Origin of the sequence: Marinilactibacillus sp. Marseille-P9653 (assembly GCF_916618885.1) — a bacterium.
Classification (GTDB): domain Bacteria; phylum Bacillota; class Bacilli; order Lactobacillales; family Carnobacteriaceae_A; genus Marinilactibacillus.
Genome location: NZ_CAKAKH010000001.1, coordinates 1721240 through 1740095, shown reverse-complemented (window position 1 = coordinate 1740095; position 18856 = coordinate 1721240). Strand labels below are relative to the sequence as shown.

Sequence of the window (18856 nt, the reverse complement as noted above, 5' to 3'; positions counted from 1 at the left end):
TTGAAAGATACCGCTTATGGTTCAAGTAATGTACTCATTCGTGTGTATGAAAATAACCTCCTTAATCGGGGACATTATGACCGTATGCTGGCAGCTGACTCATTTGAGGATGCTGTAAATGTACTACGTGAAACCCCATATAGAAATGATGTTGATCGAATAAAAGAGGATAAAGATTATGACACCATGCTAATGAATGAGTTACACCAAACATTTGATGAGTTATTTAAAATCTCACCAAATAAAGCTCTAGTAGAAGTTTTTGGCTTACGTTATGCATACCATAATCTAAAAGTGTTATTCAAAGAGGAGTTTACAGAACAAGATTTGGATCACCTGTTTATCCCAATTGGACGTTACGATATCTCTGAATTGAGACAAGCCGTTAGAACAGGAACTTCAGACGTTCTTCCTCAGCCTTACTTGGATAGTATAAATGAAGTACAAACGGACTACGATGAGTACCAGAATACTCAGTCAATAGACATTATTTTAGATCGTCGATTCTTCAGTCATATGCGTATACTTGCTGACGAAACCGGTGAGCAAGGTATACCAGAAATGGTTGAGACTTTTATCGATTTCCAGAATTTATCTACACTGACTCGAGCAATGAAACAGAATAGAACACGTAACTTCTTGGTTACGATTTTGTCTAGCTCTGGTTCTATTCCAAAAGCTGATCTTGTGGATATTGCGAATAAAGATATGAGTACAGCTGCAAACACTTTGAAAGATACTAAGTATAAATCAATCATTGAAGCATCTGTTGACTCTGATACAAACGAGATTTCACCAGTGAAACTAGATTTTGAAATTGATAATGCCTATATGAAAATGATGCAAGATGCTAAATTGAAGTCTTTCGGTCCTTTACCGATTGTAGCTTTTATTTACGCAAAAGAAACTGAAGTCAAAAATCTACGTCTCATTCTCTCTGGTAAGGAAAACGGCGTTTCTGCCGATGGAATTAGAGAAAGGATGCGATTGAATTATGCCTAGTAAAATTGGTGTTGTTGGAGACAGAGAATCTGTATTGGCATTCAAAATGCTTGGGTTCGATGTATATTTTGCTTCTGAAGCAAAAGAGACCAGACGTACGATTGACAAACTCGCAGACCAGAAATACGGGGTTATTTATTTAACTGAGCAATTGGCAGAACTGATCCCAGATACGATAAGAAGATATGATGCTAAGTTAACACCTGCCATCATTTTGATCCCGAATCATGCTGGTTCACGCGGCATTGGGAAGAAACGTGTCCAAGAAAACGTAGAAAAAGCTGTGGGTCAAAATATTTTATAGGAGGGTACGAATTTGAGTAACGGAACAATCGTTAGTGTTTCCGGACCTTTAGTTACGGCTAAAGATATGGAATCAGCTAATATACAAGATATTTGCCGAGTAGGTAATTTAGGATTGATTGGTGAAATCATTGAAATGCGAGGAGATATCGCATCTATTCAGGTATATGAAGAGACTTCAATGGTTGGACCTGGTGAAAAAGTTGAAACGACTGGAGAACCATTGTCAGTTGAGCTTGCACCGGGAATGATTGCGCAAATGTTTGATGGTATTCAACGACCATTAGATGAATTTATGGACAAAACACAAAGTAACTTCTTGGAACGTGGTATGGAAATCAAGCCACTGAACAGAGATAAAGAATGGGAATTCACAGCTACAGTTGAAGTAGGAACTGAAGTTGTTTCTGGAGATATTTTAGGTACTGTTCAAGAGACTAGTGTATTAGAACACAGAATCATGGTACCAAATGGTGTTAATGGAACAGTTAAATCAATTGCTAGTGGAACGTATAAACTTACAGATCCACTATATGTTATTGAAACTGAAAATGGCGACAAAGAATTCACAATGATTCAAAAATGGCCCGTTAGACGTGGTCGTCCAATTCAACGTAAATTAAACCCAGTTGAACCATTAATTACTGGACAGCGTGTTATTGATACATTATTCCCTGTTGCAAAAGGTGGAGCAGCTGCAGTTCCTGGACCATTTGGTGCCGGAAAAACAGTTGTACAACACCAGATCGCTAAATGGGCAGATGTAGATTTAGTTGTTTATGTTGGTTGTGGAGAACGTGGTAATGAAATGACGGACGTTATCAACGAGTTCCCTGAATTGATTGATCCTAATACTGGAAAATCAATCATGGAAAGAACTGTGTTGATCGCCAACACTTCTAATATGCCCGTTGCAGCACGTGAAGCTTCTATCTATACTGGTATTACAATTGCTGAATACTTCCGTGATATGGGTTACTCAGTAGCCATCATGGCAGATTCAACTTCTCGTTGGGCAGAAGCACTTCGTGAAATGTCTGGTCGTCTAGAAGAGATGCCAGGGGATGAAGGTTACCCGGCTTATCTAGGTAGTCGTTTAGCTGAGTATTACGAAAGAGCTGGCAAAGTTGTTTCTTTAGGTTCAACAGGACGTGAAGGATCAATCACAGCTATCGGAGCCGTTTCACCTCCAGGTGGAGATACTTCAGAGCCCGTTACACAAAATACTTTGCGTGTAGCTAAAGTTTACTGGGGTCTTGATTCATCACTTGCACAAAGACGTCACTTCCCATCTATCAACTGGTTAAGCTCGTATTCTTTATATTCAAATGAAATGAATGAATATGTTGGTAATAAATTAAATGTTGACTGGAACGGTAAAGTTACACGAGTGAAATCTTTACTACAAGATGAGTCAGAACTTCAAGAAATCGTTCGTTTAGTTGGGGTTGAGTCTTTATCTGAGAAAGACAGACTGAAATTAGTTGTTGCTCGAATGATTCGTGAAGATTTCCTACAACAAAATGCGTTTGATGATGTTGATACGTATACTTCTCGTGAGAAACAATTTGAAATGATTGAAACGATTCTTGATTTCCAAGATAAAGCTCTTCGTGCAATGGACTTAGGTGCTTATTATGATGAAATCAATGAGGGTACTGAAGAAATCCGTGAAAGAATCGGACGTTCTAAATTTATCCCTGAAGAAGAACTTTCTCGTTTCGCTGATATTCGTAAACAAACAGAAGAAACGATTCAAAAGGTTATTGAAAAAGGTGGTGTAGAGTCAGATGCTTAAAGAGTATAAAACAGTTTCCGAAATAGTCGGACCCTTAATGACCGTTACCGGTGTTGAAGGTGTTAAATATGATGAACTTGTTGATATTGAACTTCAAGACGGTACTAGAAGACGTGGACAAGTACTTGAAATTAACGGTGAGAATGCTGTTGTTCAATTATTTGAAGGGTCAACTGGTATTAACTTGAAAGATACTAAAGTACGTTTTTTAGGTAGACCTCTATCACTAGACGTATCTGAAGATATGATCGGTCGTACGTTTGATGGAATGGGCCGCGTAAACGATGGCGGACCAGACCTTATCCCTGAAAAAAGTTTAGATATCAATGGTATTGCAATTAACCCGATTGCACGTAATTATCCAGATGAATTTATTCAAACTGGTATCTCAACGATCGATCATTTGAACACTTTGGTTCGTGGACAAAAACTACCTGTGTTTTCTGCATCTGGTTTACCACACAAAGAGCTTGCGGCTCAAATTGCTAGACAAGCAAGTGTTACAAATTCTGATGACAAATTTGCCGTTGTATTTGCTGCAATTGGTATTACGTTTGAAGAAGCTGAATTCTTCATGGAAGATTTCAAGAAAACCGGCGCAATTGATCGTTCAGTATTATTTGTCAACTTGGCAGATGATCCTGCAATCGAACGTATTGCAACACCTCGTATGGCACTAACAGCTGCTGAATATTTAGCTTTTGAGAAAGATATGCACGTTTTAGTTATCATGACTGACATGACAAACTATGCGGAAGCACTTCGTGAAATCTCTGCCGCTAGACGTGAAGTTCCTGGTCGTCGTGGATATCCTGGTTACTTGTATACCAACTTAGCAACATTATATGAGCGTGCTGGACGTCTGGAAGGATCTAAAGGATCTGTTACTCAGATTCCAATCCTGACAATGCCCGAAGAAGATATCACGCATCCGATTCCCGATTTAACGGGTTACATCACAGAAGGACAAATCATTCTGTCTCGTGACCTATTCAACCAAGGGTATCAACCACCAATCGATGTACTACCTTCTCTTTCTCGTTTGAAAGATAAAGGTACTGGTGAAGGTAAAACACGTGAAGACCACTCAGCTACAATGAACCAGATTTTCTCCGCTTATGCACAAGGTAAAGAAGCGAAAGAATTATCTGCAGTACTTGGGGAAGCTGCTTTGTCTAAAAGTGACCGTAGTTATGTTGAATTTACGAACAAATTCGAAAAAGAATACGTAAATCAAGGTAACTATGCAAACCGTTCGATTCAAGAAACACTTGATTTAGGATGGGACTTATTGAAAGTCTTGCCACGTGGTGAACTGAAACGTATCAAGGATGATATGCTGGATAAATATTTACCAAAAGGAGAGTGAGGTAAATGGCTAAATTAAATGTCAACCCCACTCGAATGGAACTATCAAACCTTAAAGATCGTCTTTCGTTAGCTTCTAGAGGACATAAACTCCTCAAAGATAAGCAAGATGAACTGATGAGACGTTTCATTACGTTGATTCGTCAAAACAATGAATTGCGTATCGAAGTGGAAGAAAAACTATCTAAAGCTATGCAATCTTTTGCGATGGCTAAGTCACTTGTTCATGAGAACTTTATTGAAGAGCTCATGGCAGTGCCGACTCAAAGTGTTAATCTAAACATTGATCAGAAAAATATCATGAGTGTTCGAGTTCCTCAAATGCATTTTCAATATGATGACAATGCTGGGGATCCAAAAGACTTAAGTTATGGATATCTGAATTCCAATGGTGAATTAGATCTGACCTTTGAATATCTGGTTGAAGTTATGCCAGACATGCTAGAGTTAGCTGAAATTGAGAAAACTTGTCAATTGATGGCTGATGAAATCGAAAAAACTAGACGTCGTGTAAATGCACTTGAATTCATGACAATTCCACAACTTGAAGAAACCATTTACTTTATTCAAATGAAACTTGATGAAGCAGAACGTGCTTCTATCACACGTTTGATGAAAGTAAAAGACATGGGTTAAGGGATATGAAAAAGCATCGATACTTGGTATCGGTGCTTTTTTGTTTGAAGTGATTAAAGTTGTCAAAAATCTTAACAGGTTGTACTATAAACAAGAATGATCTGACTGAATAGGAGGCACTACAATTGAATGAAAATTTTTTCGATTTAAAAGAAGATGAAAAAAGTGCACTTGTTCTAGGCGGCGGGGGAGCAAGAGGTTCTTTCGAGATTGGTGTTTGGAAAGCTTTAAAAGAATTGAATTTTGTTCCAGATATTATAACTGGAACCTCAGTAGGCGCTTTAAACGGAGCTTTGATGCTTCAAGGAAATGTTGAAGAGGCTGAAACCATGTGGAAGGATATCGAAGGTTCGTCAATTCTAGACTATGAATTTCCATTAAGTATTGATAGTTTCAATGATTATCAAAGAACATTAGGTGGCTTCTTCATTAAAGCTATTGGCTCCAAAGGATTGAGTTCAGCGCCTTTGAAAGAACTCATTAGTGAATATATTACTGATGAATCAGCCATACGCAAGTCTCCCATTGATTTTGGACTATCAGTAACGAATGGTGATACTGGGGGAATAGAATTCTTTTACTTAAAAGATATACCTGAAAATCGCTTGAAAGATTACTTGTTAGCCAGTGCTTCATTGTATCCAGCAATGGAAAAAACCATTATTGATGGTACACCATATATGGATGGAGGCTATAAAAACAATATACCTTATGAGATGGTTATAGATAGAAAGCCAGATAAAATGATTGTTGTAGATTTACAAGGTCCTGGTCTTTTTAGCGTTGACCACCAAGTGGATAGTGTTCCAACTAAATGGATTCGAACACAGTGGTCATTGGGTGATTTGCTCTTGTTTAATAAAAAAAGAACCTCATTAAATATTAAATTAGGCTATCTAGAAACAATGAAACTTTCTAATCGATATAAAGGATTCTGGTATACGTTTGAAACAGACAGTATGGAGAAAGACTACCGTGCTTTTTATCACTCTCTAAATAAAATCATGCAAGGAAACGTTTATGATGGCTTAGAAGATTTTCTTGAAGATGAGGAATACCAGATAAATATGGTTGGAGAGATCTCAAATAAGTGGAACAAAGAAGTTACTTACGAAACACTCCCGTTAGTAATGATGGAACTGGCTGGAAAGTGTTTTAGATTATTGCCTGAAGAAGCGTATAACGCTGAATCTTTTCAAAGAGAAATATTAAGTAGAGTACAGACTCTAAATAACGAGGGTTCTTTTAGTGAACTTGCACCCGAATTTCATTTAAGTGGAACAGAATGGGCAGAAAAGATTAAAGAAAACGTTCCTTTTATATCTGATCGTCAAATGACTTTGTTTATCTACAATACACTCAAAAACTCTACTAACGATCTTTCAAGTATTTTATCCAAATTTGTAGCTACTATCAAACCATTTCCTTTTATGCTGGCACTTTATATGCTTTATCTCGAAGATAAATTCAACCATTAAGAAAAATAACTAAAAAAATTCCCAAAAGATTTCTTTTATGTGGTAATATTGAGGATAAGGGTTCAAACGAGAGAAATGTTTTGGGAAGGAAGTAGTAATGACTGATCGAGGATTATTGATTGTTCTATCTGGGCCGTCAGGAGTAGGCAAGGGGACAGTTAGAAAAGCCATTTTTGATAATTATAATAATGATTTTGTATACTCTGTTTCAATGACTACTAGAAAGCAAAGAACAGGCGAAGTAGAAGCGGTGGACTACTATTTTCGCACGAAAGAACAATTTGAACAATTGATTCAAGAAGACGGATTACTTGAATATGCAGAATACGTCGGTAATTATTATGGGACACCTTTAGAATATGTCAATAAAACACTAGATGAAGGCAGAGATGTTTTTCTAGAGATTGAAGTACAGGGAGCACTGAAAGTTAGAGAAAAAATGCCAGAAGGTATTTTTGTGTTCTTATCCCCACCGGATCTTGAAGAACTGAACTCGCGTATTGTCAATCGCGGAACGGATAGTCATGAGATGATCCAAAAACGTATGACAAAAGCGGTGGAAGAATTAAAACTGATTCAATACTATGATTATGTGGTAGAAAATGATACAGTTAATAATGCTGCTAGAAAAATTCGAAATATCATTGAAAGTGAACATCTTAAGGTTACACGTAATTTAAAAGAGTTTGCAGAAATTATAGAGGAGATGGAATAATATGTTATTATATCCTTCACAAGATAAGTTATTAGACAAAATCGATTCAAAATATTCATTAGTTATACTTGCTTCTAAAAGAGCAAAAGAAATGCAAAGTAGTCACAACGTAGATTTGTTAGATGACTATCAGTCTATTAAAAATGTAGGTAGAGCTCTTGAAGAAATTGAATCTGGAGATATCGTTCTAGATCCCGAAAGTATCCAACACTAAACGAGTATAAATGAACAAAACCTCTGCGGGTATTGTGTTATTGTAGAAAAGGAACCTTCTTATCTGCAATAAACACTGGCAGAGGTTTTTTTATGAGTAGCCAGTTTAAATCTATTATCGAGAGTAAATGGAGGTCTTGAAGACTTTCGTTCTATTTCTTGGTAAAATAATCTTATCAGATAAGTGAGGATGTGTAGATCATGAAAAATTTAAAAGTAGCTCTTTATGTAACGGGTGGAATTGCTGTTTACAAGTCTATTAGCTTGATGAGGGAATTCATTAAAATGGGCGCTGATGTCCAAGTTGCTATGACCCCTTCAGCTACAGAGTTTGTATCTCCATTGACGTTTCAAGTGTTGAGCAAGCATGCCGTTCATATAGATACCTTTTCAGAAGAAGATCCGCACTACGTACAGCATATACATTTTGCCGACTGGGCAGATGTTTCTATTGTTGCCCCCGCTACAGCAAATACAATTGCAAAACTAGCAAATGGAATGGCTGATAATTTCGTGACGTCGGCGTTATTGGCAACTGTATCGCCAATATTTCTAGTTCCAGCAATGAATGAGCATATGCTGGAGCATCCAGCGACGCAAAAGAATATTGAAACACTGAGAAATCGTAACCATTATGTCATGGAGCCTGAAACTGGATTTCTCGCAGAAGGCTATAGTGGTAAAGGGAGATTTCCAGAAACAGATGCCATTATTGAAGCTTTAGAAGGCTTCTTGATGGAATTCAGAGAAAGTTTGCCATTAAAAGGGAAAAAAGTACTGATTACTGCGGGAGGAACGAAAGAGAGAATCGATCCGGTTCGCTTTATCTCAAATGATTCTTCAGGAAAGATGGGACATGCGCTTGCAGAAGCCGCATGGAATGCAGGTGCAGAAGTGACCTTGATCACAGTGAGCGATTTGCCGTCACGTAAACAGATTAACCGAATTCAAATTGATTCTGCTGCACAGATGTACGAAGCCGTTAATCAAGCGTTTCAAGAAATAGATGTGCTGATTATGGCGGCGGCTGTTTCAGACTATGCGCCTTTAAAAGTTGAAGAACATAAAATGAAAAAACAAAATCAGTTAACGATTGATTTGAAAAAAAATCCAGATATTTTAAAAGAAATGGGTAAAAAGAAAACAAAACAATTTTTAATTGGATTTGCCGCAGAAACAGAAAACATTGAAACCTATGCTTTGAAAAAGTTGACTGAAAAAAATGCAGATCTAATCATAGCAAACGACGTTGGTAAAAAGGATAGAGGATTTAATTCCAATCATAATGAAGTCACAATATATTCAGACATCAATCAGCCTGTAACCATTAAATTATCCAAGAAAGCAGAAATTGCTCAAAGTATCATTGAAATACTGATCGAACGTTTAGAATGAAAGGAAGACCAAAATGCCTTACGTAGCCGAAGTGATTGTTGATGTTCCAGTACTGCAAACAAATAGACCGTTTCACTATGAGATTCCTCAAGCGTTCGAACAGCGTATAGAACCAGGGATGAGAGTAGTAATTCCATTTGGTAAAGGGTCTCGATTAGTACAAGGGTTCGTTACAAATATATTCGAGTCGAGCGATTATGAAGGAGAACTTAAAGAGCTCGATGAGTTGATGGATCTTGCGCCAGTTTTAAAACCGGAATTGATTCAACTTGGCGAATATATGGCTAGAAGTACGTATAGTTTTCAAATTAGTTGTTATCAGACTATGCTTCCCGCAGTATTAAGAGCAAAATACAAAAAAACAGTCACTGTTGTCGATGATATCGATGAAGAGTTGTTTTTTGAATTATTCAAAGGTAAAGATACCTTGTCTTGGGAAGAAGTGATTGATCGAAATTTAGTCAAGCAGATGCTGGAACTTAAAGCTGCAGATAAAGTAGAGGTTAATTACAATGTTAAGGATAAGCGTACGAAGAAAACTGTTAAGAAAATCAAACCTGTATTAGATTTTGAACAATTGGAAGAAATACGTGAAACACTTAGACAAAATGCTAAAAAGCAAATTGCTTTGATTAATGTTTTACAATCAATGCAAGAAAATGAATGGGTTGATACGAAGTGGATTAAGGAAGAATACGGAATTTCCCTTTCTTCTATCAATGAAGCTCAGAAAAAAGGCTGGCTAGAGATCAAAGATGTTGAGGTTTATCGAGATCCTTTTAAAGATATCACTATTGATAAAAGCCATCATTTGAAGCTTAACGATGAACAGCAAGTAGCCTATGATCAAATAAGTCAAAAACTGGACAGCAAAGAAAATCAAGTGTTTTTGTTGAAAGGCATAACGGGTAGCGGAAAAACAGAAGTTTATCTTCAGACGATTTCAAAAGTTATTGATCAAGATCAGGGAGCGTTAATGCTCGTTCCAGAAATTGCATTAACACCCCAAATGGTATACAGATTTAAAAGTCGATTCGGTGAAAAGGTAGCTGTGCTGCACAGTGGACTTTCGGAAGGTGAAAAGTACGATGAATGGCGCAAAATCAATAATGGTGAAGCGTCAGTTGTTGTAGGTGCTAGATCCAGTGTATTTGCGCCATTGAAAAAAATCGGCTTGATCATCATTGATGAAGAGCATGAGACCAGCTACAAACAAGAAGAAAACCCAAGGTATCATGCGAGAGATATTGCAATATGGCGAGGTGATTTCCACAACTGTCCAGTTATTTTAGGAAGTGCGACGCCATCCTTAGAATCTAGCGCAAGAGCAAGTAAAGGCGTTTATACTTTACTTGAATTAAATGAACGGGCAAATAAGAAAGCTTTACCAGAAGTAAAAGTCATTGATATGCGAGAAGAAGCCAAGATAGGGAATCGAAGCAACTTCTCAATGGAATTACAGTCAGCCATTAAAGATCGAATAGAAAAAAATGAGCAGGCTGTTTTGATGTTAAATAGGAGAGGTTACTCTTCATTCGTGATGTGCCGAGACTGTGGATTTGTGTTGGAGTGCCCGAACTGTGATATTTCGCAGACACTGCATATGGATACAAAAACCATGAAATGCCATTATTGCGGACATGAAGAAGGGATTCCATCTATCTGTCCAAGTTGTCGCAGTAAGAGTATCCGTTATTTTGGAACGGGAACGCAAAAAGTTCAAGAAGAATTACAAGAACTATTTCCGGAAGCTAGAATTCTTAGAATGGATGTAGATACGACCAGAAGAAAAGGCGCTCATGAGCGCTTACTGAGTGATTTTGGCAATAAAAAGGCCGATATTTTGCTAGGTACTCAAATGATTGCAAAAGGTCTGGATTTTCCAGATGTTACACTAGTTGGGGTAATCAATGCAGATACATCACTAGGGCTGCCAGATTTTAGATCAGCGGAAAGAACTTTCCAGCTACTTACGCAAGTCAGTGGACGAGCAGGTAGAGCTGAAAAAATAGGGAAAGTCTATGTACAATCATTTAATCCAGACCATTATGCCATTCAATACGCAAAGAGACATGACTATAATGCTTTTTATAAAAGAGAAATGCAGTTAAGGCATATCAGTGATTATAGTCCTTACTATTTTCTGGTCAGTATCTCTGTCAGCCATGAAAATGAAATGACTGCCGCAAAAAAAATCGGAGAATTTATGCATTTTATTAAGCCGGTGCTGAGTGATAAAGCAATCGTTTTAGGACCAACACCTAAATCAATTGCTAGAACACATAATCGTTATCATTTTCAAGCCCTTATAAAGTATAAAAAAGAGTCAGCGTTGTCTGAAAGATTGCATGAACTATTGATGAATAGCCAAAAAGATCAGGCCAAAGGTCTTTTCGTTTCCATTGATGCGCAACCCATGAACTTCATTTAAAGAATCAATCATTAGGAGGAACACTGTGTATAAAATTGTCTTTATGGGAACTCCCCAGTTCTCAGTCCCTATATTGAAAGCACTATCCGAATCAGATCAAGTTGAGGTTATTGCTGTCGTTACACAACCAGATAGAAAAGTAGGACGGAAAAAAATTCTGACACCACCACCCGTCAAAGCTTTAGCGCTAGAACTGGATCTGCCAGTTTACCAGCCGGAAAAATTATCTGGATCTGAAGAAATGCAGCAAATTCTCGATTTGCAACCAGATTTATTAATAACTGCGGCTTATGGACAATATGTTCCAACTAAATTACTTTATACCCCAGAATTCAAATCCATCAATGTTCATGCCTCTCTTCTTCCAAAATATCGTGGTGCTGCACCTATTCATTCAGCGATAATCAATGGAGATGATGAGACGGGTGTTACGATCATGTACATGGAAAAAGAAATGGATGCTGGGAATATTATTGCTCAACAGACGATACCAATTACAAAACAAGATGACGTAGGATCCATGTTTGAAAAACTAAGTCTCTTGGGAAGAGATACTTTGATGGAGATATTGCCAGCTATTTTTAATAGAACAAATCCTTCAATTGAGCAAGATCCGAGTAAAGTGACTTATGCACCTATGATTCACTCAGAACAGGAAAAAATCGACTTCAATCAAACAGCTGAAGAAATCGACTGTAAAGTGAGAGGATTGAGACCATTCCCAGGTTCACATACTTATTTTCAAGGAAAAAGAATGAAAATTTGGTCAGTCAACCCAGTTGAAGGTACAGCTACTAAAGAACCCGGAACGATTGAAGAAATTCAAAAAAATGCCATTGTGGTTGCTTGTGGTTCGAAAACGTTAATTGAACTGATTGAAATCCAACCCTTTGGGAAACAAAAAATGAAAACAAGAGATTACCTTGTTGGTGCAGGTAGTCAACTGAAAGAAGGATGTAACTTTGGCGAATAATACGATTAGAAACAGTAGCCGCTATCTGGCTATGACTATACTTGAAAAAGTGAATACTAAAGGGGCATTCAGTAATATTGTCTTGAATCAGACAATTGAAAAACATGCGCTATCAAGAGAAGACAGCAATTTATTAACGGAACTGGTTTATGGTGTGATTCAAAGAAAAAGAACGCTGGATTACACGTTAGAACCATTACTTGATCAGAAAAAAAAGCTAGAAAACTGGGTGCTGGAACTTTTAAGACTTTCAGTTTATCAGTTACATTACCTTGAACGCGTTCCAGATCACGCTGTGTTAAATGAAGCGGTAAATATTGCTAAATCCAGAGGGCATAAAGGCATTGCTGGGTTAGTGAACGGTGTGCTTAGAAACGTTTTGAGAAGTGAAAAACCGGATTTTCTTAAAATTGAAGATCCAGTAAAGAGACTGGGTATCCAGTATAGTCTTCCTGACTGGATGATTGAAACAAGTATAAATAAAATTGGGATTGAAGAAACAGAAAAATATGCACAATCTCTTTCTGAAAAATCAAAAGTCAGCTTGCGAGTGAATCAGAAACAAATTACGATCGAAGAAGCTATTGAGCAATTGACAGCAGAAGGTTATAGCGTCAAGAGAAGTATCGTATCTCTTCAAGGTTTGATCAGTGAAAGTGGATTGCCTGCAAAATCGGAGTTATTTAAATCAGGTAAACTGACGATTCAAGACGAAAGTTCAATGCTAGTTGCACCTTCGCTACAATTAGAGCCAGGAGATAAAGTTTTGGATGCTTGCGCAGCGCCTGGTGGTAAGACAACACATATCGCTTCGTATCTAGATGCTCAGCTAGGAGGAGAAGTGCTGGCACTTGATCTTCATAAGCATAAGATCAAGCTCATAGAAGAAAACGCGAAGAGACAGAACGTAGAAGCCGTTGTTACAGCTAGAAATATAGATGCTCGTAAAATTGGTGAAGAAGTTCAAGCTGAATCGTTCGAGAAAATACTAGTGGATGCACCTTGTTCAGGTTTAGGATTGATGAGAAGAAAACCTGAAATCAGATACTCTAAAACAATAGAGGATCTAAGATCCTTGAAAAAAATACAAATCGATATTTTGACACACATGGCCCCTTTATTAAAAGCCAAAGGTCGACTAGTTTATAGCACGTGTACCATAACACCAGAAGAAAACGAAGAAGTTATTCAAGCTTTCCTAGAAAAGCATCCTGATTTCAAAGTAGAACCAGTGATTTTAGAAAGTAACCAATTGAAATTGGATAGTGACGATATGTTAAGACTGTATCCTCATGAATATCAAACGGATGGCTTCTTTATCTGTTCATTAGTTAAAGAGAATTGATACTTGTACATCTAGAAAAAATAAGACATACTAATAGTTAAAAGCACCTATCCAATGATTTGGGTAGGTACATAGAGACCAGAAGAAAGTACGTTATTTATAAATCAGAGGTGAACGAAACTGAACATTACAACTAGATCTAATATTGGTAAGCGAGATTCGAATCAAGACTACGTTTCTACGTTTGTTAATGCAGATAATCAAACGTTAGCTGTTTTATGTGATGGGATGGGTGGGCATAATGCCGGTGATATTGCGAGTGAAATGGCTGTTTTGCAGCTAGGAAATAGCTGGGAACAGTCTGATTTTAAAAATAAAGACATTGAAGCTGTAGAAGACTGGTTTCAAAATCATATTAATGAAGAAAATAAGAGAATTTATGATGCTGCCAATATATTTAAAGACCTTCAAGGTATGGGGACAACACTAGTTGCAGCTGCTGTATTTGAAGAAATGACGGTAATCGCAAATATTGGCGATAGTAGAGCGTATATTATAGAAGAAACTTCTATTACGCGCATCACAGAAGACCATTCTTTTGCCAATGAATTGAAAATGACGGGGCAAATAACAGAGGAAGAAGCATTAACGCATGAGAAGCGAAATACACTTACACGTTCTCTGGGGGTTCGCTCTGAAGTGAAAATTGACTTTTTCAGTTTTTCTAACTCTGGAAAACAATTACTACTGCTTTGTTCTGATGGATTGACGAATGCTATAAGTGAAAAAGATATCCTTTCAATCGTTTCTAAAAACAAAAGTGATGCCTCTAAAGCAGATGAATTAATTGAACAAGCTTTAAAGAATGGCGCAACGGATAATATTACGGTATGTCTGCTAGAACTTGCCCCACAAAGCCTAGGTCTTGAACAAACAGTAGAAAAAAAGGAGGGGAATTAGATGGAGACTGGAGAAAGAATCAATGGAAGGTACAAAGTCATCAAGAGTATTGGTGCAGGTGGTATGGCTAAAGTCTACCTTGCTAAGGACCTTATCCTGGAAAGAGACGTTGCTGTTAAGTTAATGGCTTATAATTTTCATAATGACGAAAACAGTATTAGAAGGTTTAAAAGAGAAGCACTTGCAACGACAGAACTCGTCCATCCAAATATTGTGAATATTTATGATGTTGGAGAAGATGAAAATCCTTATATTGTAATGGAATACGTAGAAGGTACAGATTTGAAGCAATATATCCATGATCACCATCCAATTCCATATAAGAAATCGATTGGTATAATGAGTCAAATACTAGATGCTGTTCGGTACGCTCATCAGCACCATATCATTCATAGAGATATCAAGCCACAAAATATTTTAATTGATCATCATGATTCAGTTAAAATAACAGATTTCGGGATAGCTGTGGCGCTTTCTCAAAATTCTATTACGCAAACCAACTCTTTACTAGGTTCTGTTCATTACCTGTCTCCTGAACAAGCACGTGGAAGTATGGCCACCAAGCAGTCGGACATTTATTCATTAGGGATTTTGTTGTTTGAATTACTAACAGGAGATGTTCCCTTCGATGGTGAGTCTGCTGTTTCTATTGCATTGAAACATTTTCAAAATGAGCTACCGTCTATCAGAGATATTGATAACCGTATTCCACAGCCGCTGGAAAATGTTGTTTTAAAAGCAACGGCAAAAGAAGCAAGCCAACGCTATCAGACCATTGACGAGATGAAAGAAGATCTAATGACGGCACTTTCACCTGAGAGAGCTAGTGAAAGCAAGTTTGTACCGAGAGACTCTGATAAAGAAGATACCATGGTCATTACGCCAATTGTAGTACCTGATCAACCAGAACAGAACCAGTCAGAAAGCGAAGTCAAACAGAACGCTGATGATCCACAGGCTGAAGAAAAGACTCCCCCTAAAAAACGTAAAAAAAGAAAATGGATCTGGTTGGTACTGATCCTTTTATTCTTAACGTTCGTTGTAGGGGCCATTGGATTCTTCACAAGACCTGGAGAAGTCACGGTTCCAGAACTTGCTGGAATGACACAAGAAGCGGCTGAAGAACAACTAACGGAATTAAACTTAACACTTGGCGAACCGATAGAGCAGGCTAGTGAAGAGATAGAATCAGGCGATGTGATTCGCTCTAATCCTGCAGCAGGCTCTACACTGAGAGAAGAAGCTGAGGTTATTCTTTATGTTAGTACTGGACAAGAACCTTATGAAGTTGAAGATTATGAAGGGGAAGTTTACGAAGACATTCGGGCAGAACTGACTACATTAGGATTTACTGTTGAGAGTGTCCAACAAAGTAGTGATACAATAGCAGAAGGAAATATCGTTTCTCAAGATATCAAAGCTGGAGAAGAAGTCATTCCAGGAGAAACAACCATCACGCTAACTGTCAGTACAGGACAGGCAGGTTATACTTTAAGAGATTTGACTGGATATTCAGAAGCGGGTGTTTTAGACTATGCAGATGAACTGGGTTTATCCATATCTAGTACAGATGAACCGAGTGATGAAATTCCTGCTGGACAAGTCAGTAGTCAGTCGCCGGAAGCTGGAACAACCATTTATTCAGGAAGACGTATTTCCGTTGTGTTTTCTACAGGACCAGAAGAAGTCTCACAGTCAACATTTGATGAAGGGATTATTATTCCTTACGAACCATTAGAAGAAGAGCCCGATCAGGATCAAGATCCAGAATCTGAAGAGGAAGAAGAGCCAGCGCCAGAACCTGTGCCAAATCTGATCAGAATCTATATAGAAGACGCAGAAAACTCCATTGATACAGTTTTTAAAGAATACGAGATTACTGAGGATACTCCTGAAATCTTGAGTTTTGTTGTTGAAGAAGGACAATCTGCTAGTTATAGAGTAGAACGTGACGACGAAGTTATAATGGAAGAATCTGGCTTAACGGAATAAAATTATTAGAAGGGAAGGAACTATTTGCAAAAAGGACAGATAACAAAGGCACTTAGCGGATTTTATTATGTAACGGATGATTCCAAAACAATATATCAAACAAGAGCTAGAGGGGTTTTTAGAAATCAGAATTTGACGCCTTTGGTTGGAGATTATGTGGAATTCGAAAGTGGCAACTTAACAGAAGGTGTTATTCAAAATCTTCTTGATCGAAAAAATGAATTAACAAGACCTCAAGTAGCAAATGTAGATGTAGGCATTATTATCATGTCAGCAATTGATCCTGGATTTTCGACACAACTCCTAGACCGATTCTTAGTGATGCTTGAATCCAAACATATAGAGCCAGTTATTTTTATAACAAAATTGGATCTATTAACTGAAGAGCAAAGACTGGAAATGCTTCAATACCAGAAAGACTATACTGAGATTGGCTATCAGTTTATTCTTACAGAAGAGTCTGAAACGAATAAAAAAGAACAAGTTGAAAAAATCTTTAAGGATCAATTTGGAGGCAAGTTGATTGTCTTTATTGGGCAATCTGGAGCGGGTAAGTCAACCTTATTGAACACGATTGACGGCTCTCTTGAGTTAAGAACTGGAGAAACGTCTAAATCTTTAGGTAGAGGTAAGCACACGACTAGACATGTCGAATTGATTCCATTGATGGATAGTCTAATAGCAGATACCCCGGGATTCAGTTCTTTGAATTTCGATGATATTGAAGCAGAAGAATTGACGGAATATTTCCCTGAAATGTGGGCATTAAGATCGGAATGTAAATTCAGTGGTTGTATTCACTTAGAAGAACCTAAGTGTGCCGTTAAAAACGCTGTTGAACAGCATACAATCTCACAATATAGATATGATCATTACTTGCTTTTCTTAGAAGAAATTAAGAACCGAAAACCACGTTATAAGAAAAAAGGAGCGTTTTAATGAAGATAGCACCTTCGATTTTAAGTGCAGATTTTTCTAGACTAAAAGAACAAATTGCTTTAGTGGAACAAGGCGGAGCGGACTGGATTCATGTCGACGTTATGGACGGTCATTTTGTTCCAAATATCACTTTTGGCTATAATGTTGTAGAGGCTATCAGACCGCATACTTCTCTACCTCTTGATTGCCATTTAATGATTGAGAACCCTGAAAATTATATTGAAGATTTTGCAAAAGCAGGCGCAGATTATATATCTGTTCACTTTGAGAGTACACCCCATATCCATCGGGCGTTACAACTCATTAAAACGCATGGTGTGAAAGCAGGAATCGTCATTAATCCTGGAACTTCAGTTGATTCCATTAAGCCTCTACTTCATATGGTCGACATGGTACTAGTTATGACGGTCAATCCAGGATTTGGCGGACAAAGTTTCTTACCTGAAACGACACAGAAAATTAGTGAATTGGATGCGATCAGAAAAGAGCAGCAATTCAATTTCCTCATTGAAGTCGATGGTGGAATTGTACCTGAGACAGCAAAACTTTGTAGAGAAGCTGGAACAGATGTCTTTGTAGCAGGATCTTATGTATACGGAGCTGAAGATCCAGAAGGACAAATAACCAATTTAAAGCATGCGGTGAATTAAATGAGTGTAGTGCACATCGTATTGGGAAGTCCAGACAAGCAAAATGTCCTCCCAGAAAAGAATCTTAAGGATATATATGTAGGTGTTGATAGGGGCGGACTTTTTCTAGTGGAAAAGGGGTATACGCCCGATCTAGTATTGGGAGATTTTGATTCTATAACAAAAGAAGAGAAAAGTCTGATTGAGCATAAGGCAAAAAAAGTGATTCCATTCAAACCTGAAAAAGATGACACAGATGCTGAACTTAGTCTCGTTTATGCAGAAAAACTGTTCAATGTAGAAAAAATATATCTATATGGCTGGGCAGGAGGGCGTATCGATCATCTGATGAGTACGTTAATGATTCCACTACAACCAAGGTTTGAACAACTGGTTTCAAATCTGATATTTGTGGATCAGACGAATTCTATCCACTTCTATAGTTCTGGAGAGTATAGTGTCCAAAAAGAGGCGGATAAGCAATACTGTTCGATCATCGGATTGACTCCCATAGAAGAAATGACGATTGGTAATGGCTTTAAATACACTGTATCAGACACCAATTATGATTATCCAATTGCATTGATCAGTAATGAATTTATAGAACCCCACGCGTATTTTTCATTCAAAAAAGGACTCGTCGCCTTTGTGCAAAGTAGAGACAATACACTTTAAAAAAAATTAGATTTGAGGGAATCAAAATAAAAGTTGCTAAGGAAACTTTTATTCATTCTCATCA

The 18856-nt window shown here is 37.6% G+C and carries 17 protein-coding genes; all 17 read left to right on the top strand.

All coding sequences use genetic code 11. The annotated features are described in order from the left end of the window. The 17 genes from LG377_RS08510 (at position 1) to LG377_RS08430 (ending at position 18792) form a co-directional block, all read left to right on the top strand. Positions 1–1002: a V-type ATP synthase subunit C gene (locus tag LG377_RS08510; RefSeq protein ID WP_225744235.1), complete on the top strand. Its 1002-nt coding sequence runs from the start codon at positions 1–3 to the stop codon at positions 1000–1002. Next, positions 995–1306, top strand: a complete 312-nt coding sequence (locus tag LG377_RS08505; protein WP_225744234.1) for a V-type ATP synthase subunit F — start codon at positions 995–997, stop codon at positions 1304–1306. Before LG377_RS08510 ends, LG377_RS08505 begins: the two co-directional genes overlap by 8 nt. 12 nt (positions 1307–1318) lie before the next feature. Further along, positions 1319–3103: a V-type ATP synthase subunit A gene (locus tag LG377_RS08500; RefSeq protein WP_225744233.1), complete on the top strand. Its 1785-nt coding sequence runs from the start codon at positions 1319–1321 to the stop codon at positions 3101–3103. Then, complete coding sequence (locus LG377_RS08495; protein WP_225744232.1) at positions 3096–4472, top strand: V-type ATP synthase subunit B; 1377 nt, start codon at positions 3096–3098, stop codon at positions 4470–4472. The genes LG377_RS08500 and LG377_RS08495 overlap by 8 nt, the downstream gene beginning before the upstream one ends. A gap of 5 nt (positions 4473–4477) precedes the next feature. Beyond that, the gene (locus tag LG377_RS08490; protein ID WP_225744231.1) at positions 4478–5107 is read left to right on the top strand and encodes a V-type ATP synthase subunit D; all 630 of its coding nucleotides are present in this window, start codon (positions 4478–4480) and stop codon (positions 5105–5107) included. Between the two features lie 125 nt (positions 5108–5232). After that, complete coding sequence (locus tag LG377_RS08485; protein ID WP_225744230.1) at positions 5233–6585, top strand: patatin-like phospholipase family protein; 1353 nt, start codon at positions 5233–5235, stop codon at positions 6583–6585. A 97-nt stretch (positions 6586–6682) separates the two neighbouring features. Continuing rightward, the gene (gene gmk / locus LG377_RS08480; RefSeq protein WP_225744229.1) at positions 6683–7300 is read left to right on the top strand and encodes a guanylate kinase; all 618 of its coding nucleotides are present in this window, start codon (positions 6683–6685) and stop codon (positions 7298–7300) included. Between the two features lies 1 nt (position 7301). Further along, positions 7302–7514, top strand: coding sequence for a DNA-directed RNA polymerase subunit omega (gene rpoZ / locus LG377_RS08475; protein ID WP_225744228.1), 213 nt, complete (start codon positions 7302–7304; stop codon positions 7512–7514). Between the two features lie 200 nt (positions 7515–7714). Beyond that, positions 7715–8908, top strand: coding sequence for a bifunctional phosphopantothenoylcysteine decarboxylase/phosphopantothenate--cysteine ligase CoaBC (gene coaBC / locus LG377_RS08470; protein ID WP_370632549.1), 1194 nt, complete (start codon positions 7715–7717; stop codon positions 8906–8908). Between the two features lie 13 nt (positions 8909–8921). After that, on the top strand, positions 8922–11339 hold the full coding sequence (gene priA / locus LG377_RS08465; RefSeq protein ID WP_225744227.1) for a primosomal protein N': 2418 nt from the start codon (positions 8922–8924) through the stop codon (positions 11337–11339). 25 nt (positions 11340–11364) lie between these two features. Then, positions 11365–12312: a methionyl-tRNA formyltransferase gene (gene fmt / locus LG377_RS08460; RefSeq protein ID WP_225744226.1), complete on the top strand. Its 948-nt coding sequence runs from the start codon at positions 11365–11367 to the stop codon at positions 12310–12312. Continuing rightward, the gene (gene rsmB / locus LG377_RS08455; RefSeq protein WP_225744225.1) at positions 12302–13657 is read left to right on the top strand and encodes a 16S rRNA (cytosine(967)-C(5))-methyltransferase RsmB; all 1356 of its coding nucleotides are present in this window, start codon (positions 12302–12304) and stop codon (positions 13655–13657) included. Before fmt ends, rsmB begins: the two co-directional genes overlap by 11 nt. A gap of 120 nt (positions 13658–13777) precedes the next feature. Then, entirely contained in the window at positions 13778–14557 is a 780-nt protein-coding gene (locus LG377_RS08450) for a Stp1/IreP family PP2C-type Ser/Thr phosphatase (RefSeq protein ID WP_225744658.1), read from the top strand. Further along, entirely contained in the window at positions 14558–16549 is a 1992-nt protein-coding gene (gene pknB / locus LG377_RS08445) for a Stk1 family PASTA domain-containing Ser/Thr kinase (RefSeq protein WP_225744224.1), read from the top strand. A 24-nt stretch (positions 16550–16573) separates the two neighbouring features. Further along, positions 16574–17488, top strand: coding sequence for a ribosome small subunit-dependent GTPase A (gene rsgA / locus LG377_RS08440; protein ID WP_225744223.1), 915 nt, complete (start codon positions 16574–16576; stop codon positions 17486–17488). Next, positions 17488–18138: a ribulose-phosphate 3-epimerase gene (gene rpe, locus LG377_RS08435; RefSeq protein WP_225744222.1), complete on the top strand. Its 651-nt coding sequence runs from the start codon at positions 17488–17490 to the stop codon at positions 18136–18138. The genes rsgA and rpe overlap by 1 nt, the downstream gene beginning before the upstream one ends. Further along, positions 18139–18792: a thiamine diphosphokinase gene (locus tag LG377_RS08430; protein ID WP_225744221.1), complete on the top strand. Its 654-nt coding sequence runs from the start codon at positions 18139–18141 to the stop codon at positions 18790–18792. Positions 18793–18856: the final 64 nt, after the last annotated feature.